Annotated in this window: 18 protein-coding genes; 12 read left to right on the top strand and 6 right to left on the bottom strand. The window is 73.8% G+C overall.

The features are described 5' to 3' along the window. The first annotated feature begins 37 nt into the window (after positions 1 to 37). The 4 genes from ACZ1IK_RS02315 to manA are packed head-to-tail and all read left to right on the top strand — an operon-like array spanning position 38 to position 4,696. Positions 38 to 1,243: a 5-(carboxyamino)imidazole ribonucleotide synthase gene (locus ACZ1IK_RS02315; RefSeq protein ID WP_166437666.1), complete on the top strand. Its 1,206-nt coding sequence runs from the start codon at positions 38 to 40 to the stop codon at positions 1,241 to 1,243. After that, positions 1,240 to 1,797, top strand: a complete 558-nt coding sequence (purE, locus tag ACZ1IK_RS02320) for a 5-(carboxyamino)imidazole ribonucleotide mutase (protein ID WP_166437667.1) — start codon at positions 1,240 to 1,242, stop codon at positions 1,795 to 1,797. Before ACZ1IK_RS02315 ends, purE begins: the two co-directional genes overlap by 4 nt. A gap of 20 nt (positions 1,798 to 1,817) precedes the next feature. Further along, positions 1,818 to 3,410, top strand: a complete 1,593-nt coding sequence (locus ACZ1IK_RS02325) for an LCP family protein (RefSeq protein ID WP_465098296.1) — start codon at positions 1,818 to 1,820, stop codon at positions 3,408 to 3,410. 41 nt (positions 3,411 to 3,451) lie between these two features. Then, positions 3,452 to 4,696: a mannose-6-phosphate isomerase, class I gene (gene manA, locus ACZ1IK_RS02330; RefSeq protein ID WP_135040512.1), complete on the top strand. Its 1,245-nt coding sequence runs from the start codon at positions 3,452 to 3,454 to the stop codon at positions 4,694 to 4,696. A 23-nt stretch (positions 4,697 to 4,719) separates the two neighbouring features. On the opposite strand, the gene glpX is transcribed toward manA, so the two are convergent. Beyond that, positions 4,720 to 5,742 (bottom strand): class II fructose-bisphosphatase, encoded by a 1,023-nt coding sequence (gene glpX, locus ACZ1IK_RS02335; protein WP_134377287.1) that lies wholly within the window; start codon positions 5,740 to 5,742, stop codon positions 4,720 to 4,722. A 107-nt stretch (positions 5,743 to 5,849) separates the two neighbouring features. Here glpX and ACZ1IK_RS02340 point away from each other — a divergent pair, with 107 nt between their 5' ends. The 3 genes from ACZ1IK_RS02340 to ACZ1IK_RS02350 are packed head-to-tail and all read left to right on the top strand — an operon-like array spanning position 5,850 to position 8,585. Further along, complete coding sequence (locus tag ACZ1IK_RS02340; RefSeq protein WP_069941642.1) at positions 5,850 to 6,440, top strand: DUF4245 domain-containing protein; 591 nt, start codon at positions 5,850 to 5,852, stop codon at positions 6,438 to 6,440. After that, positions 6,437 to 7,108 (top strand): carbonic anhydrase, encoded by a 672-nt coding sequence (locus ACZ1IK_RS02345; protein ID WP_049147417.1) that lies wholly within the window; start codon positions 6,437 to 6,439, stop codon positions 7,106 to 7,108. The genes ACZ1IK_RS02340 and ACZ1IK_RS02345 overlap by 4 nt, the downstream gene beginning before the upstream one ends. A gap of 55 nt (positions 7,109 to 7,163) precedes the next feature. Continuing rightward, entirely contained in the window at positions 7,164 to 8,585 is a 1,422-nt protein-coding gene (locus ACZ1IK_RS02350; RefSeq protein WP_465098297.1) for a class II fumarate hydratase, read from the top strand. Positions 8,586 to 8,675: 90 nt separating this feature from the next. Here the strand turns inward: ACZ1IK_RS02350 and ACZ1IK_RS02355 are convergent, their stop codons facing one another. Both ACZ1IK_RS02355 and ACZ1IK_RS02360 read right to left on the bottom strand, forming a co-directional pair. Continuing rightward, on the bottom strand, positions 8,676 to 9,179 hold the full coding sequence (locus ACZ1IK_RS02355; RefSeq protein WP_144825400.1) for a prepilin peptidase: 504 nt from the start codon (positions 9,177 to 9,179) through the stop codon (positions 8,676 to 8,678). 344 nt (positions 9,180 to 9,523) lie between these two features. Further along, a complete protein-coding gene (locus ACZ1IK_RS02360) occupies positions 9,524 to 10,972 on the bottom strand; it encodes a PhoH family protein (RefSeq protein WP_070709063.1) in 1,449 nt (482 codons plus the stop codon). Positions 10,973 to 11,199: 227 nt separating this feature from the next. On the opposite strand from ACZ1IK_RS02360, the gene ACZ1IK_RS02365 reads away from it, so the two are divergent. Further along, entirely contained in the window at positions 11,200 to 11,841 is a 642-nt protein-coding gene (locus tag ACZ1IK_RS02365; RefSeq protein WP_257966160.1) for a rhomboid family intramembrane serine protease, read from the top strand. On the opposite strand, the gene ACZ1IK_RS02370 is transcribed toward ACZ1IK_RS02365, so the two are convergent. Then, positions 11,820 to 12,593: an isoprenyl transferase gene (locus ACZ1IK_RS02370; protein WP_036339992.1), complete on the bottom strand. Its 774-nt coding sequence runs from the start codon at positions 12,591 to 12,593 to the stop codon at positions 11,820 to 11,822. The genes ACZ1IK_RS02365 and ACZ1IK_RS02370 overlap by 22 nt on opposite strands. 105 nt (positions 12,594 to 12,698) lie before the next feature. Between ACZ1IK_RS02370 and trhA the strand changes: the two genes are divergently transcribed. Continuing rightward, positions 12,699 to 13,418 (top strand): PAQR family membrane homeostasis protein TrhA, encoded by a 720-nt coding sequence (trhA, locus tag ACZ1IK_RS02375; protein ID WP_135040037.1) that lies wholly within the window; start codon positions 12,699 to 12,701, stop codon positions 13,416 to 13,418. 141 nt (positions 13,419 to 13,559) lie between these two features. On the opposite strand, the gene ACZ1IK_RS02380 is transcribed toward trhA, so the two are convergent. Continuing rightward, a complete protein-coding gene (locus tag ACZ1IK_RS02380) occupies positions 13,560 to 13,964 on the bottom strand; it encodes a hypothetical protein (RefSeq protein ID WP_036316330.1) in 405 nt (134 codons plus the stop codon). Positions 13,965 to 14,012: 48 nt separating this feature from the next. Further along, positions 14,013 to 15,005, bottom strand: coding sequence for a mycothiol conjugate amidase Mca (gene mca / locus ACZ1IK_RS02385; protein ID WP_080694998.1), 993 nt, complete (start codon positions 15,003 to 15,005; stop codon positions 14,013 to 14,015). Between the two features lie 115 nt (positions 15,006 to 15,120). Here mca and ACZ1IK_RS02390 point away from each other — a divergent pair, with 115 nt between their 5' ends. The 3 genes from ACZ1IK_RS02390 to ACZ1IK_RS02400 all read left to right on the top strand — a co-directional run bounded on the left by ACZ1IK_RS02390 (position 15,121) and on the right by ACZ1IK_RS02400 (position 17,056). Beyond that, entirely contained in the window at positions 15,121 to 15,567 is a 447-nt protein-coding gene (locus ACZ1IK_RS02390; protein ID WP_002856530.1) for a DUF4307 domain-containing protein, read from the top strand. A gap of 258 nt (positions 15,568 to 15,825) precedes the next feature. Beyond that, positions 15,826 to 16,320, top strand: a complete 495-nt coding sequence (gene greA, locus ACZ1IK_RS02395; protein WP_060973861.1) for a transcription elongation factor GreA — start codon at positions 15,826 to 15,828, stop codon at positions 16,318 to 16,320. A 97-nt stretch (positions 16,321 to 16,417) separates the two neighbouring features. Further along, positions 16,418 to 17,056 (top strand): GOLPH3/VPS74 family protein, encoded by a 639-nt coding sequence (locus ACZ1IK_RS02400; RefSeq protein WP_465098298.1) that lies wholly within the window; start codon positions 16,418 to 16,420, stop codon positions 17,054 to 17,056. Positions 17,057 to 17,065 lie beyond the last annotated feature (9 nt).

Genomic DNA, 17,065 nt, shown 5'->3' on the forward strand with positions numbered 1-17,065 from the left:
TGACGGAGTTCTCAGCCGGTCCGACTACCCTGTGCGGGTGACTTCCCCTCGACTCGGTGTGATCGGTGGCGGGCAGCTGGCCCGCATGATGGCGGGCGCGGCCGCGGAGCTCGGCGTGCCCTTCCGCGTGCTCGCGGAGGCCCCGGACGCGTCAGCGGCCCAGGTCGCCCCCCACGTGGTCGGCGACCACGCGGACCTGGCGGACCTGCGCGCGTTCGCGGCCACGGTGGACGTGGTCACCTTCGACCACGAGCACGTGCCCACCGAGCACCTGCGGGCCCTGCAGGAGGCCGGCGTCGCCGTGCGCCCCGGCCCCGAGGCGCTGCAGCACGCCCAGGACAAGCTGGTCATGCGCGCCGCCGTCGAGCGGCTGGGCCTGCCGAACCCGGCGTGGGCGCCGGTCGACGACCTCGAGGCCGTCCTCGCCTTCGGCGACGAGCACGGCTGGCCCATGATCCTCAAGACCGCCCGCGGCGGCTACGACGGCAAGGGCGTGCTCAAGCTCGACGACGCCGACGACGCCCGCACCTCCGCCGCGGACGGCACCCTGGCCGCGTGGCTCGGCGCCGGCATCGCCCCGCTGCTGGCCGAGGCCCTCGTCCCCTTCTCCCGTGAGCTCTCCGCGCAGGTGGCGCGCACCCCCTCCGGTGAGGTGGCCGTCTACCCCGTCGTCGACTCGGTCCAGGTGGCCGGCGTGTGCGACCTCGTGGTCGCCCCGGCCCAGGACCTCGACCCGGCCGTCGCCGCGGCCGCGACCGCCGCGGCCGTCCGCCTCGCCGAGGAGCTGGACGTCACCGGCATGCTCGCGGTCGAGCTGTTCGAGACGCCGGGGGTCGGCCCGGGCTTCCAGGTGAACGAGCTGGCCATGCGCCCCCACAACTCCGGCCACTGGTCCATGGACGGCGCCGTCACCGGCCAGTTCGAGCAGCACGTCCGCGCCGTGCTCGACCTGCCGCTGGGCGAGACGACCCCCCGCGGGGCCGGCGTCGTGATGAAGAACGTCCTCGGCGGCGCCCGCGAGGACCTGCACGCCGGCAGCGTCGTGGCCCTCGCCGCCCACCCGCAGGCCAAGGTCCACCTCTACGGCAAGGACGTGCGCCCGGGCCGCAAGGTCGGTCACGTCAACGTCGTCGCGGACCACGGCCTCAGCCTCGAGGAGGCCGTGCGGACCGCCGAGTCCGCCGCCGCACTCCTGCGCGACGACGCCCCCACCACCGGCACCGAGACGGAGGCCCGCCCATGACCGCCACGCCCCAGACCCCCGCCCAGCCCCTGCAGGACGACGCCCCGGTCGTCTCCGTCGTGATGGGCTCCGACTCCGACTGGCCCGTGATGAGCGCGGCCGCCGAGGCCCTGCGCGAGCTCGACGTGCCCGTCGAGGTCGGCGTGGTCTCCGCGCACCGCATGCCCCACGAGATGGTGGAGTTCGGCGCCCGCGCGCACGAGCGCGGCATCCGCGTGATCGTGGCCGGCGCGGGCGGCGCGGCGCACCTGCCCGGGATGCTCGCCGCCGTCACCCCCCTGCCCGTGATCGGCGTGCCCGTGAAGCTCAAGAGCCTGGACGGGATGGACTCCCTGCTCTCGATCGTCCAGATGCCCGCCGGCGTGCCGGTGGCCACCGTCTCCATCGACGGCGCCCGCAACGCCGGCCTGCTGGCCGCCCGCATCCTCGCCTCGGCCGACACCGCGGAGGGCGACCGCCTGCGCGCCGCCCTCGCCGAGCACGCCGACGAGCTCAACGCCCAGGCCCAGGCCAAGGGGGCCCGCCTGCGCGAGCGGATGGCCGCCGACCGCTGATGTCGCCCGCCACCGGATCCGTGCCCGCCGGTCACGCGCAGCCCGACCCGCTCCGGGATCCGCGCGTCGCCTCCCCCACCGAGCGCACCCGCCGGGCGCTGATCCTCACCGCCCTGACCCTGCTGGTCCCCGGCGGCGCCCAGCTCGTCGCCGGCAGCCGCCGGCTCGGCCGCGTGGCGCTGCGGGTCACCGTCACCGTGTGGGCCGTGCTGATCGTCGGGCTGCTGTGGTGGCTGGTCTCCCGCGCGAGCCTGATCTCGCTCATGGCCCGGGACGGCGTGCTGCTCGGGCTGGCGGTGGTCCTGGCGGCGCTGGCGGTGGGCTGGGCGGTGCTGTGGGTGGACACGTTCCGGCTGATCCGGCCGCACCTGCTCGCCCCCGGCGCGCGGAAGATCACGGCGGCGGTCACCGCGCTCGCGCTCGTGCTCACCAGCGGCGCCCTGCTCTACGGCGGCTGGGCGGCGAACACGAGCCGCGGGGCGCTCGGCGAGGTCTTCCGGGAGGGGCCGGCCGTCCCGGAGGCCGAGGGCCGCTACAACATCCTGGTCCTGGGCGCGGACGCCGGCGAGGGCCGCCAGGGGCTGCGCCCGGACTCCATGCACGTGGTCTCCGTGGACGCCCGCACCGGCGCCATCGTGATGTTCTCCCTGCCCCGCAATCTCCAGAACGCGCCGTTCGTCGAGGGCTCCCCGCTGTGGGACGTGTACCCGAACGGCTTCGACTGCGGCGACGAGTGCATCCTCAACGCCCTCTACACGGACGTGGAGGAGCACCACGCAGACCTCTACCCGGACGCCGAGCACCCCGGCGCCGAGGCCATGAAGGACGCCGCCGGCGGCATCCTCGGCCTGGACGTCTCCGGCTACGCCCTCATGGACATGGGCGGCTTCGCCCAGCTGATCGACGCCATGGGCGGGGTGGACGTCGTCAGCGGCGGCTACGTGGTGCACCGCGGCGTCCGGCCCGACGGCGTCTGGGGCAACATCTGGTGGGAGCCGGGCACCCACCACTTCAACGGCGACGACGCGCTCGCCTTCGCCCGCTCCCGGCACTGGTCCACCGACTACGCCCGCATCCGCCGGCAGCAGTGCCTGCAGGCGGCGATGCTGGAGCAGTTCAGCCCCGCCACCGTGCTCACCCGCTTCGAGGGGATCCTCGCGGCGGGCCAGCAGATCGTGACCACCGACCTGCCGCAGTCCCAGCTCGGCACGTTCGTCGACCTCGCCGAGCGCTCGCGCGGCCAGAAGATGCGGCGGCTGACCATCGGCCCGCCCGACTTCGGCGACACGGGCACCCACTTCACCACCTACCCCGACTACGACCTCGTCCACCGCCGCGTGGACGAGATGCTGGCCGATGAGTCCGTGACCGCCGGATCGGAGCCGACCGGGGTCTCGGCGACGCCGCTGCTCACCGTGCTGGCCGTCGTCGCGCAGGAGACGCAGACCTCCGACGTCGACGAGGACGACCCGGCCACGTGGCCGGCCCCGCCGACCCGCTCCGACGGCGAGCCCTTCACCGCCGAGGACCTGATGACGGCCGAGGACCTGGGCCAGGAGGACGTGCTGAACCACGCGTCCTCGACCAACGGGCTGTGCGTCCCGGCCCCGTGAGGCGCGACGCGCGGGCCGACGGGCTGACCTAGGCTGGGCGCATGCACGTCCTGAAGCCCGTGATCCGTGACTACGCCTGGGGCTCCCCCACGCTCCTCGCCGACCTGCAGGGACGCGAGCCCACCGGCCGCCCCGAGGCCGAGCTGTGGCTGGGCGACCATCCGGGCGCCCCGTGCGTCGCCGTCGTGGCGGACGGCGCCCACATCGGCCTGGACGAGGTGGTGGCCGCGGACCCGGAGCGCTGCCTCGGGCCCGTCGCGCCGGAGGGCCGGCTGCCCTTCCTCATGAAGCTGCTCGCCGCGGGCGCCCCGCTGTCCATCCAGGCGCACCCCACCCTGGAGCAGGCCCGCGCGGGCTTCGCCGCGGAGCAGGCCGCCGGCGTGCCGGTCGACGCCCCGCAGCGCAACTACAAGGACGCGAACCACAAGCCGGAGATGCTGCTCGCGCTGACCCCCTTCTCGGCGATGTGCGGCTTCCGCTCCCCCGAGGTCTCCTCGGACAGCTTCGAGGCCCTGGCCCGCGCCCTCACGGAGCGGGCGGACGGGGACACGTCCGCCGTCGCCGTCGCCGCCGCCCGGATCAGCCAGGCCCTCGCCGCCGGCGACCTCGAGGACGCGTTCACCTCGATCCTCGACCCGGACTCCGTGTGGGGCGCCCCCGGCGCCGTCGCGCAGGTCGTGGACGTGCTGCGGGCCGCGCCGGACCTGGCCGAGCGCGACCCCTCGCTGGCCACGGCCCTCGAGGTCGCCCAGCACCACCCGGACGACCCCGGCGTGGTGGTGGCCATCCTGCTCAACCGCGTGGACCTGGCCCCGGGTCAGGCCATCCATCTGCCCGCCGGCAACGTGCACGCGTACCTGCACGGGCTGGGCGTGGAGGTCATGGCGGCCTCGGACAACGTGCTGCGCGGCGGGCTCACCCCGAAGCACGTGGACGTGCCCGAGCTGCGCCGCGTGGTCACCTTCGAGGCGCTGCCGGTGCCCTCCACCGAGCCCGAGCGCGTGGCCGACTCCGTGGTGGCCTTCCGCCCGCCGTTCGAGGAGTTCGAGCTGCTCCAGGCCACGCTCGAGGACGACGCCGTCCACGGGCTCGACGTGCACGGGCCCGGGATCGCGGTGGTCACCCGCGGCACGGCGAGCCTGGCCCTGGCAGGCCAGGAGATCGAGCTGGGCCCGGGCGAGGCCGTATTCCTGCCCGCCGTGGAGACGGCGTCCGGCCGGCTGGCCGTCCGCGCCGCGGCCGGCGCCCCGGCGACGGTGCACGTGGCCGGCCTGCCGCGGGGCTGAGCCCGGCAGGCCGGCCCGCAGGCTCAGCGGGCGTCGCGGTCCTCCAGCCACTTGGACCACTTCTTCACGTCGTGCTCGGCGTCCACGGTGCGGACCGTGCCGGACGACGAGCGCATCACGATGGACTGCGTGTGCACGCGGCCGTCGGCGAAGCGCACACCGCGCAGCAGGTCGCCGTCGGTGATGCCGGTGGCCGCGAAGTAGCAGTGGTCGGAGGTGACCAGCTCGTTCGTGGTCAGCACGGCGTCGAGGTCGAGGCCGGCGTCGAGGGCCTTCTGCTTCTCGGCGTCGTCGGTGGGGGCCAGGCGGCCCTGGATGATGCCGCCGGTGGCCTTGATCGCGCACGCGGTGACGATGCCCTCCGGGGTGCCGCCGATGCCCATCATCATGTCCACGCCGGTGCCCGGGCGGGCGGCGGCGATGGCGCCGGCGACGTCGCCGTCCAGGATGAACTTCACGCGGGCGCCGGCCTGGCGGATCTCCTTGACCAGGCCCTCGTGGCGGGGGCGGTCCAGCACGCACACGGTCACCTGGGAGACGGGCTTGTCCAGGGCCTTGGCCACAAGGTTCACGTTCTGCTTCACCGGCAGGCGCATGTCCACGAAGTCGGCGGCCTCGGGGCCCACCACGAGCTTGTCCATGTAGAACACGGCCGACGGGTCGAACATGGTGCCGCGCTCGGCCACCGCGAAGACGGAGAGCGCGTTGTTGTAGCCCATGGCGGTCAGTCGGGTGCCGTCGATCGGGTCCACGGCCACGTCCACGGCGGCGCCGGAGCCGTCGCCGACCTGCTCGCCGTTGAACAGCATGGGGGCCTCGTCCTTCTCGCCCTCGCCGATCACCACGGTGCCGTCCATGGCCACGGTGTCCATGAACGCGCGCATCGCGTCCACCGCGGCGCCGTCCGCCTTGTTCTTGTCCCCGTAGCCCACCCAGGGACTCGCGGCGATGGCCGCCGCCTCGGTCACCCGCACCAACTCCATGGCCAGGTTGCGGTCCGGGACGTGATTCTCGTAGCCGGTCTTCTCCGAGGACGCGCTGGTCATCGCTGCTCCGATCCTTGCTCGCGGCGCTCCGTCCGCACGAGACGGGGCGTGAGGGCGGCTCTGCCCCGGTCCTCATCCTACGGGGGCGGTCTCCCGCGGGTGGCACAATGCTGACCGTGAGCTCCGCCGACCCCCACTCCCCCGCCCCCCGTCCCGTCCTGACCGCCACGCAGGCGCAGCGGGCCCGGCAGCCGTGGATGGCCATGGTGCTCTCCCTGGCGGCTCTGCTGGCGATCGTGGCCGTGGTCCTCCTGCTCAACCCGGAGCCGCCGCAGCGGCCCCGTGAGGACCGCGTCGACGTCGCCGCCGAGGCCGCCACGGTCCCCCACGACGACGGCGACCTGCCGGCCCTGGCGCCCGAGGTGCCGGAGTCCTGGTACGCCAACTACGCCCGCCTGCAGAAGCTGGACGGCGTCTCCACGTGGGACGTCGGCTGGGTGGTCACGGACACGGTGTTCGCGGGCCTGCAGCAGGCGGAGGACGTCGACCCCACCTGGGTGAGCCTGCGGGTGGACCAGGTCCCGACGTCGGAGACGATCGAGATCGACGGGATCGCGTGGGACCTCCACGCCGATCCGAAGAAGCCGGAGCGACGGCTCGTGGCGGAGGTGGACGGCAGCACCGTGGTGCTGACCACCACCGGTGACCGCGCCGTCCTCGAAGACCTGGCGCACGGCGTCGCGAAGGAGACCCGATGACCCCCCACACCCGCCCCGAGACGACGCCGGCCCCCGACGTCGTCGTCCCCACCTCCGACCTGACCCCCGCGGAGGCGTGGGAGGTCCTCGTCGAGGGCAACCGCCGCTTCGTGGCGGGCGAGCCGAGCCACCCGAACCAGAACGCCGAGCGCCGCAGCGGGCTGACGGCCGGCCAGGCCCCGGTCGCCGTGATCTTCGGCTGCGCCGACTCGCGCCTGGCGGCCGAGATCATCTTCGACCTGGGGCTCGGCGACGTGTTCGTGGTGCGCACGGCCGGCCACGTGATCGACGACGCCGTGCTGGGCTCCATCGAGTACGGCGTGGACGTGCTGGAGATCCCGCTCGTCATCGTCCTGGGCCACAACTCGTGCGGCGCCGTCACGGCGACGGTCGAGTCCTACATCTCCGGCACCATGCCGCGCGGCTTCGTGCGCCCCCTCGTGGAGCGCATCATCCCGTCCGTGCTGGCGGGGCGCCGCCGCGGCCTGGAGGAGGTCGACGAGTTCGTGGCCGAGCACGTGGACCAGACCTGCGACCACCTCTTGGAGACCTCGCAGTCCGTCCGCGCGGCCGTCGAGTCCGGGCGCACCGCCGTCGTCGGGCTCACCTACTCGCTGTCCGAGGGCACCGCGCGACCGGGCCGCGTGCACGGCGACCTGGCGGTCTGACGACGTCGGGCGTCCGGTGCGGCACCGGGCGCCCACGCCGTCCTAGGATGTGACCATGACCGCAGAGAACACCGATCAGCAGTTCCGCATCGAGCACGACACCATGGGCGAGGTGAAGGTGCCGGTGAACGCGCTCTACCGTGCACAGACCCAGCGCGCCGTGGAGAACTTCCCGATCTCCGGCAAGGGCCTCGAGCCCGCCCACATCCACGCCCTCGCGCAGGTCAAGAAGGCCGCGGCCAAGGCGAACGCCGAGCTGGGCATCATCTCGCAGGAGCGCGCGGACGCCATCGTCGCCGCCGCGGACCAGGTCATCGCCGGCGACCACGACGACCAGTACCCGATCGACGTGTTCCAGACCGGCTCCGGCACCTCCTCGAACATGAACACCAACGAGGTGCTCGCCACCCTCGCCACCCGTGCCCTCCAGGAGGCCGGCTCCGAGGACGAGGTGCACCCCAACGACCACGTCAACGCCTCCCAGTCCTCGAACGACGTGTTCCCGACCTCCGTGCACGTGGCCGTCACCGCCGCCCTCGTGAACGACCTCGTCCCGGCGCTGGACCACCTGGCCGTCTCCCTCGAGAAGAAGGCGGAGGACTTCGCCGGCATTGTGAAGTCCGGCCGCACCCACCTCATGGACGCCACCCCGGTGACCCTGGGCCAGGAGTTCGGCGGCTACGCCGCGCAGGTCCGCTACGGCATCGAGCGCATCCAGTCCGCGCTGCCGCGCGTGGCCGAGGTCCCGCTCGGCGGCACCGCCGTGGGCACCGGCATCAACACGCCCCAGGGCTTCTCCGCCCGCGTGATCGAGCTGCTCGCCGAGGAGACCGGCCTGCCGCTGACCGAGGCCCGCAACCACTTCGAGGCCCAGGCCAACCGTGACGGCCTCGTGGAGGCCTCCGGCCAGCTGCGGAACATCGCGTTCTCGCTCATGAAGATCAACAACGACCTGCGCTGGATGGGCTCCGGCCCGAACACCGGCCTCGGCGAGATCGCCATCCCGGACCTGCAGCCGGGCTCCTCGATCATGCCGGGCAAGGTCAACCCCGTGATCTGCGAGGCCGCGATCATGGTGTGCGCCCAGGTGATCGGCAACGACACCACCGTCGCCCTGTCCTCCACCAACGGCGCGTTCGAGCTCAACGTGGGCATCCCCGTGATGGCCGCCAACCTGCTCGAGTCCATCCGCCTGCTGGCCAACACGACGCGCGTCATGGCGGACAAGATGATCGACGGCATCGAGGCCAACGAGGAGCGCTGCGCCTTCCTCGCCGGCGCCTCGCCGTCCATCGTGACCCCGCTGAACAAGGTGATCGGCTACGAGGCCGCCGCCAAGATCGCCAAGCACGCCGTCGCGAACAAGATGACCGTGCGCGAGGCCGTCGTGGACCTCGGCTACGTCGAGCGCGGCGAGATCACCGAGGAGCAGCTGGACAAGGCCCTGGACACCATGTCCATGACCCACCCGGAGTGATCCGGCGGATTCGGTGAGCGGCGCGACGCCGCCTCCCGGGCCACGACGCCGAGCGGCCGTCCTCCCGTGCGGAGGGCGGCCGCTCGACGTTCACGCCAGCACCAGCACTCCGGCGGCCGCCGCCACCATCGCCGGCCCGAACGGCAGCGCCGTTCGCCCCGTCGCCCGGCCCGCGAGGACCAGCAGCCCCGCCACGACGCCGCCGAGCAGGATCGCGCCCACCCCGGCGGCGAGCACCGCCGTCGGGCCGAGCACCCCCGTGTACACGCCCAGCCCGCCGGCCAGCTTCACGTCGCCCATCCCGAGGCCGCCGCGGCTGAGCACGTGCAGCGCGAGCATCGCCACGGTGTAGCCGAGACCGCCCAGCAGGCTGCAGAGGGCCAGGTCACCCCGGCCCGCCAGCAGTGCTCCCCCGGTCATCATCGTCAACCCGCCCAGCGCCAGCCGCAGCGTCCATCGGTTCGGCAGCCGATGTTCGCGCAGGTCCGTGCGCACGAGCACGCCCGTGCACACCGCGAACCACACCAGTCCCAGGGACCACAGCACCGCCGTCGCCGGCGCGCCGTGCGTCCACGCCCATCCCACCCCGCTCATGCGCCCAGCCTAGGTCGGGCGGCGCACCCGCCGGGCCGTCGTCCACAGGGCGATCCGGCCACCTCGCGTTCACGGTCCGGCCACCCCGTGTTCTGCCCACAGCGCAACCGGAGCCGCCCATTGCGACGAGCCCTCGCGTGGGTCTACTGTGAAGTCACGAGCTTCCGGCCGTCTGATGGACGTACGGGGCTCACACAGACCCCATGGCCTCAATCCCGTTTCAAAGGGGCCATGGTGGCGGGCTTCCTCGGTCCCCCATCCCCCCTCCGCGGGGCCGAGCACCCCCGCCGGGGGCCGCTGCTTCGGCAGCGGCCCCTTTTTCATGCCCGACCCCGCCGGCCGGCTCAGGCCCGGCCCTCCTCCAGCAGGTCCGTGACCAGTGCGGCGATCGGTGAGCGCTCGGAACGGGTCAGCGTCACATGCCCGAACAGCGGGTGGCCCTTGAGGCGCTCCACCACGGCCGCGATGCCGTCGTGCCGGCCCACGCGCAGGTTGTCTCGCTGGGCGACGTCGTGGGTCAGCACCACCTTCGAGTTGCGGCCCATCCGGCTCAGCACCGTGAGCAGAACGTTCCGCTCGAGCGACTGCGCCTCGTCCACGATCACCCACGCATCGTGCAGCGAACGGCCGCGGATGTGCGTCAGCGGCAGGATCTCCAGCATCCCGCGGTCCACCACCTCGTCCACCACGGACGGGGAGACCAGCGCGCCCAGGGTGTCGAACACGGCCTGCGCCCACGGACCCATCTTGTCGCCCTCGGAGCCGGGCAGGTAGCCGAGGTCCTGGCCGCCGACGGCGTACAGCGGGCGGAACACGACCACCCTGCGGTGCTCGCGGCGCTCCATCACGGCGTCGAGGCCCGCGCACAGCGCCAGCGCGGACTTGCCGGTGCCCGCGCGGCCGCCGAGGGAGACGATGCCCACGCTCGGCTCCGTCAGCAGCTCGATGGCCAGCCGCTGCTCGGCGGAGCGGCCATGCAGGCCGAACACGTCGCGGTCCCCGCGCACCAGGCAGGCTCGGCCGCCCTCGCCGACCCGGGCCAGGGCGGAGCCCCGGGGCGCGGTGAGCACCAGCCCCGTGTTGACCGGCAGGCGGTTCGCCTCGGCCGGGGCCTCCTCCGGCCCGGTCTCGACGCCCGTGCCGGTCAGGGTCCCCAGCGGGACGCCGGCCAGGTCGACCTCGCCGTCGTCGTAGAGGGCGTCCAGCCGCTCCTGCGCCACGCTGAGGGAGACGGTGCCGCGCCAGCCCGAGTCACGCACGAGCTCGTGGCGGTACTCGTCCGCGGCGAGGCCCATGGCCGCCGCCTTCACGCGCATCGGCAGGTCCTTGGACACGACCGTGACCGTGGCGCCCTCGTCCGCGAGCGCCTTCGCGACGGCGAGGATGCGGGAGTCGTTGTCCGTGCCGCGGATGCCCAGGGGCAGCACGTCCACGGACACGTGGTTCAGTTCGATCCGCAGCGTGCCGCCCTCGGGGGTGATCGGCACGGGCTGGTCCAGCGCGCCGTGGCGGCCGCGCAGGTCGTCGAGCAGGCGGAGGGCCGTGCGCGCGTCGTAGCCGAGGTCGGGGTCGGCGCGCTTGGCCTCGAGCTCCGAGACCACCACGAGCGGCAGGACCACCTCGTGCTCGGCGAAGTGCAGCAGGGCGCGCGGGTCCGAGAGCAGCACGGACGTGTCCACCACGTAGGTCCGCAGGCCGGTCGCCTCCGCCGGCCCCGCCTCGGCACGCGCCTGGCCCGGCCGGCTCGACGGCTCCTCCCGGGTCTGCACGTGCTCCACGAGCTCTGCCACCATGTCTGCCTCCTGTGCCGGTGAACCATGCGGGCGGGGGTCCGCCCACGGGCCACGCTAGGAAGCGGCGTCGTCCGCCGGGGCCCGGCACGGTGAACCCGGGATGAAGTCGCGGTGACGGTCCGTCCGGGCCCCGCCACGGCCCCGACGTCCCGCGCTCCCTACACTGGAGACGCGCCGCCGACGTCCCGACGGCCGCCCGCTCCCCGTCCCCAGGAGGGCCCTTGAGCATGCACCGCCCGTCCCCCGGCCTGCCCGATCTGCCGGGCAGCCCGGCCCCCGCCCCGACCCTGGCCGAGCGCGCCGGCGGCCGCCTGCTGGGCGCCGTCGCGCCCACCGCCGTGCTGATCGCGGCCATGTGGGTCGCGCAGTTCGTGCTGATCTTCCTCGGCCGGGTGATCATCCCCGGCGTGGGCCTGATCCCGCGGCGCCTCGCCGGCCTCGACGGGGTCCTGTTCTCCCCCGTGCTGCATGCCGGCTGGGCCCACTTGATCGGCAACACGACGGCGCTGCTCGTCCTCGGTCCGCTGGCCGCCCTGGTCTCGCGCCGGCCGGTGGCCCTGCTCGTCTGCGCCTGGCTGGGCTCGGGCCTGCTGACCTGGGTGATCGGCACCCCGGGCGTGCACATCGGCGCCTCCGGGATCGTGTACGCGCTGATCGCGTTCCTGATCGTCTACGGGGTCGCGGTGCGGCGGATCGGGGCGGTCGTCGTCTCCGTGCTCGTTGCCCTCACGCACCTGGGCTCGAGCCTGATCGGCCTGCTGCCGGCACCCGGCATCTCGTGGACCGGCCACCTGGCCGGGGCCGTCGTCGGGGTGCTGCTGGGCCTGTGGTGGGGCCGCGCCGACCGTCAGGTGCCGAACCGGCGCTGACGGCTGCCGTAGTCGCGCAGGGCACGCAGGAAGTCGACCTTGCGGAACGCGGGCCACATGGCCTCGCAGAAGTAGAACTCCGAGTAGGCGGACTGCCAGAGCAGGAACCCGGAGAGCCGCTGCTCCCCGGACGTGCGGATGACCAGGTCCGGGTCCGGCTGGCCGCGCGTGTAGAGCCGGTCCGCGATCTGCTCGACGGTGACGGACTCGGCCACCTCCGCCGCGCTGTGGCCCAGGGCGTGCTCGTCCCGCAGCAGCTCGCGCACGGCGTCGAGGATCTCCTGGCGGCCCCCGTAGCCCACGGCCACGTTCACGTGCACGCCGTCGTGGTCCTTGGTCTGTTCGGCCACCTCGGCGAGCCGTCGCGCCATGGGCTCGGGGAGCAGGTCCACCGCGCCGACCGGCTGCACGCAGACGGGGGCGCGGCCCTCGGCCGGCTGGGCGAGGCGCTCCGCCGTCGTCTGGATGATCTCCAGGAGCGGGGCGAGCTCCTCCGCCGGGCGCCGCAGGTTCTCGGTGGAGAGCATGTAGAGCGTGACCACGGGGATGCCGGCCTCGTCGCACCAGCCGATGAAGTCGAGGATGCGCTCGGCGCCGGCCTGGTGACCCTGCTGCGTGGACGCCCCGAACGCGCGGGCCCAGCGACGGTTGCCGTCCACCAGCACGCCGATGTGCCGAGGCAGGCGCTCCGGGTCCAGGCCACGCGTCAGCCGCCGCTCGTACAGGCGGTAGAAGGCCTCGGGTCGACCCACGGCGCGCTCCCCTCTCGGACGGTCCTGCGAGCCTCCAGGATACGCGCGCGGCACACAGCGACCATCCCGTGCCCCGGCCCCGGGCCGACCGACGACAATGGAGGCATGGACCCTGTGACACCCCTCCGCGAGACCGACGCCGCCCGTCGCCTGCGCTGGCGCATCGAGCGCATCCGCGACCCCGACCATCCGCTGTACAAGCCCCGACTGCGCGGTTGGATCCACGCGGTCATGGCGCCGCTGACGCTGGCGGCCGGCATCGTGCTCATCGTGCTCGCGCCGACCGCGACGCTGCGGTGGGCCAGCGCGGTCTACACCGTGACGGGCCTGCTGCTGTTCGCGGTCTCGGCGACGTACCACCTGGTGCAGTGGAACGAGGTGGTCTCCCGTGTCCTCAAGCGGTTGGACCACACGAACATCATGCTGGTCATCGCCGGCACCTACACGCCGCTCTCCCTGGCCCTGCTGGCTCCGGACCGGGCGCGGGTGCTGCTCACCCTGGTGTGGGTGGGGGCCGTGGCCGGCGTCGCGTTCCGGGTGCTGTGGACGGACGCGCCGCGCTGGCTCTACACGCCGGTGTACGTGGCCCTCGGGCTGGCGGCGCTGCTCTACCTGGGCGACTTCTTCGCCGCGGATGCGGCGGCGGGGTGGCTGATCGTGGCCGGAGGGGTCGCGTACATCACGGGCGCGGTCTTCTACGCGCTGCAGGCCCCCACGATCCACCGCGAGTGGTTCGGCTTCCACGAGCTGTTCCACGCCTTCACGGTGGCCGGCTTCGTGTGCCACGCCGTCGCCATCTACCGGGCGGTGCTCGTCGTCGCCTGAGCGTGGCGGGGACGGGGGTCTGCGCCCCGCCGGGCAGCGCCGAGGCCCGCAGACGCGCCGCTACGGTCATGCCGTAGCGGCGCGTCTGCGGGCGTGGAGTCTCCGGCGTCGAGTCTCGGGCGTGCACGGGCCCGACGACGGTCAGTCGCGTCCGGTGTCCGGGGCCTGGGGTTCCGGGGCCGGCGCCTGGAGGTAGCCGGGGTACTTCTCCTGCAGGCGGCGCAGTCGGTCCTCGGAGTCCGCGTCCAGGTGCTCGCCGCCCGCGCGGACCTCGTCCGGCAGGTGCTGTTGATGGCGCTCCACGAGCATGGCCTCGGCCTCCGGGGAACGCTGCTGGACGCGGCGCACCGAGCGGACCATGACGCGGAGGACGATGATCGCCATGACCACCATGAGCGCGGTGAACAGGAACCCCTCGATGCCGGGGGTGACCTCCGCCTCCTCGAGCCCGGGGCGCAGCGTCGGCTCCGGGACGGCGGGCACCGGCGCGGGGCTCGCGGCCGCGAGCGCGGTGAGGACGAGGGGAAGGCCAGACAGGGGTGTCACGCCGCCCCACTCTACCGGCCCCGGCCGCACGGCCCGAGCCGGGGCGACTCAGCGCAGGCCGGCGAAGAGGTCGTGCTCCGGCAGCTCGGAGGGCACGCGCGAGTCGATCAGCGCGAAGTCCTCCCACGGCCAGGCGCGCCGCTGCAGGTCGTGGGGGGCGTCGAAGAACATGCCGTCGGGGTCGATCTGCGTGCGGTGCGCCCGCAGGGCGGCGTCGCGCTCGTCGAGGAAGCCGGTGACGTCCACCTGGGTGGTGACGTCGTGGTCCGCGGTGACCCACGGCGGGATGACCTCCGGGTCGGGCACGTCCTCCCCGGCTTCGCGGCGGCGCAGCACCTCGCGCATCGCGTCCATCGCGTCGAACATCATCAGGCGTCGGGCGAACGGCACGTCCTCGCCGTCGGCCTCGGCCACCGCGGCCATCGTGCGGAACTTCCGCGGGTTGAAGCCGCAGTCGTAGTAGACCTTCGAGACCTCCCACGCGGGCCCGGCCTCGGGGTACTCGTCCGCGAGGCCCGCGGCCCGGTAGGCCTCCATCGTCACGGCGTGGGCCTGCAGGTGGTCCGGGTGCGGGTAGCCGCCGACCTCGTCGTAGGAGATGAGCACGTGCGGGCGGAACCGGCGCACGAGCGAGATCAGCGGGGTCGCCGCATCCTGGAGCGGGACCTCGGCGAAGCAGTTCGCCGGGAGGGCGGGCAGCGGATCCCCCTCGGGCAGGCCCGAGTCGAGGAAGCCGAGCCAGGCGTGCCGGATGCCGAGGATGCCCGCGGCCTCGGCCATCTCCTCGCGGCGCACGGCCGCGATGTCCCGGTCCGCCCGGGTGGTGTCCCCGAACGACGGGTTGAGCAGGGTGCCGGCCTCGCCGCCGGTGCACGTGACGACCATGACCTCGGCCCCGGCCGCCGCGTAGGCGGCCATCGTGCCGGCCCCCTTCGAGGACTCGTCGTCCGGGTGGGCGTGCACCGCCATGAGACGCAGCCCGGTGGAGGGCGGCAGGGCGGTGCCTGCGGCCGGCTGGGCCTGGGGGGTCTGATCGGTCACGGGGATCGCACACTCCTGTCCGGATGGCGGAGCCGCCGCGGGGGCGGCGGCGTGAGGGGTCCAGGCCGACGTCGTCATCGGCCTCCGGCGGCGGGCAGCGGCTAGGGTGGAGGGGATGTCTCACCACGCCCCCGCGGTCCGCGCGCAGGACCCCACATTAGCCAACCGGTACGGCACGGACCACACGCGTCCGGGCCGTCGTCGGCTGTGGGCGGGCCTCGGCGGGCTCGGGCTGGTCGTGGCCGTGCTGCTGTCCGTGTGGATCGGCCTGAACATGTCCGTGGGCGCCATCGAGTACAAGGACGTCGGCTTCACCATCGAGGACGACGGCCACGCGACCGTCACCTTCCAGGCCTCCGTCCCGGAGGGCGTGCAGGCCGAGTGCGATGTGCTCGTCACCGACTCCCACGCCGCCCCCGTCGGCTTCCGCACCGTCCGCCTGGAGACCCTGCCGGCCGACCGGCGGGACTCCCCCTCGGACGCGCAGCAGCGCTACACCGTGGACGTGCGCACCGTGGTGCGGGGCGACTCCGGCGTCGTCGAGACCTGCCGCAAGGTCTGAGCCCTCCCGGCCCGCTCCGCCCTCGGCGTAGCGGCCGCCTTTGGTGTGACGCACGCCGCCCGGATAGACTCGTCGGAGCATTCCCGCCCCGCCGGTGAGTCAGGCAGGCGTCGCACGGAGCCCTCGGGTCACGCGCGTCCTCCTGATCGGCGGGGTCTTTCGCATGCGGGCGCGTCCGCCGGACGCGGATCGCGCACCGGACCCGGTGCGCCGCGCCCCGGACTCCGCATCACCCGAGACAGAAAGGCGGAACAGAGCATGACCACCAGCCAGTCCGACGCCCCGTGGCTGACCCAGGAGGCGTACGACCGCCTCTCCAAGGAGCTCGAGTACATCTCCGGCCCCGGCCGCCAGGAGATCATCGAGCGCATCGAGGCCGCCCGCGATGAGGGCGACCTCAAGGAGAACGGCGGCTACCACGCCGCCCGCGAGGAGCAGTCCAAGAACGAGGGCCGCATCGCCGAGCTGAAGCACCTGCTCGAGACCGCCCGCGTCGGCGAGGCCGCCGAGAACGACGGCGCCGTGCACCCGGGCACCGTGGTGACCGCCGTCGTCGCCGGCGACGAGATGACGTTCCTCTTCGGCAACCGCGAGATCGCCGCGGACGACGAGTCGCTCGAGGTCTACTCCGAGCGCTCCCCGCTCGGCGAGGCCATCAACGGTGCCAAGAAGGGCGACAAGGTCTCCTACACTGCCCCGAACGGCAAGGACATCAAGGTCGAGGTCAAGGACGTCCAGCCCTACTCCGGCTGACCCTCCCCGGCCCCGACGACGGCCGCGGTCCCCTCGAGGGGACCGCGGCCGTCGTCCGTCCCGGGCCCCACCGCGCCCCCGTTGCTACTCTGGCCCCATGCTGACCGTCGAGAAGGCGCACCTGCTGCTCACCCGCGAGGACGGGCGCTCCGAGAGCCCCTCCCACCATCGCGTGGCCCTCGCGGCCGCCGCGCTGGCCGACCACCGCTCCGCCGGGATCGTGACGCTCGAGGACGTCCCCGTGGACCGGGCCCGCGTGCTCGTGACCGCGGCCGGCACCACCGGCGACCCCGTCCTGGACTCCTCCCTCGGACAGGTCGACGCCCTGGCCGGCCGACCGCTCGTGTCCACTGTGGCGGCCGGCAAGCCGGATCTGCGCAAGGCCGTCGTCGCCCATCTGACCGAGACCGGCTGCCTCACCGAGCGCAAGGCCTTCCTGGCCACCCGGCACGTCCCCCGGGGCACCGCGCGCACCGAGCTGCTGGCGCACCTGACCGCCGTGGTCCTCGACGAGGCCGAGCCCTGCGACGAGGACGTGCTCCTGCTCGGTGTGCTGCAGCATCTCAACCTCGCCCGACGCCTGCTGCCGGGCGCCCACGAGCGCTACGACCGCCGCGAGATGGTCCGCCGCATCGAGGCGCTGACGCGCGAGGACCTCCTGGTCCAGGCCGTGCGCCGCGCGGTGGGCGGGACCTGTGGCACCGTCACCGCGGCCGCCGCCGGCTCCGCGGCCTGAGCCGGCCCG

Source organism: Micrococcus sp. CS26, from assembly GCF_055522295.1.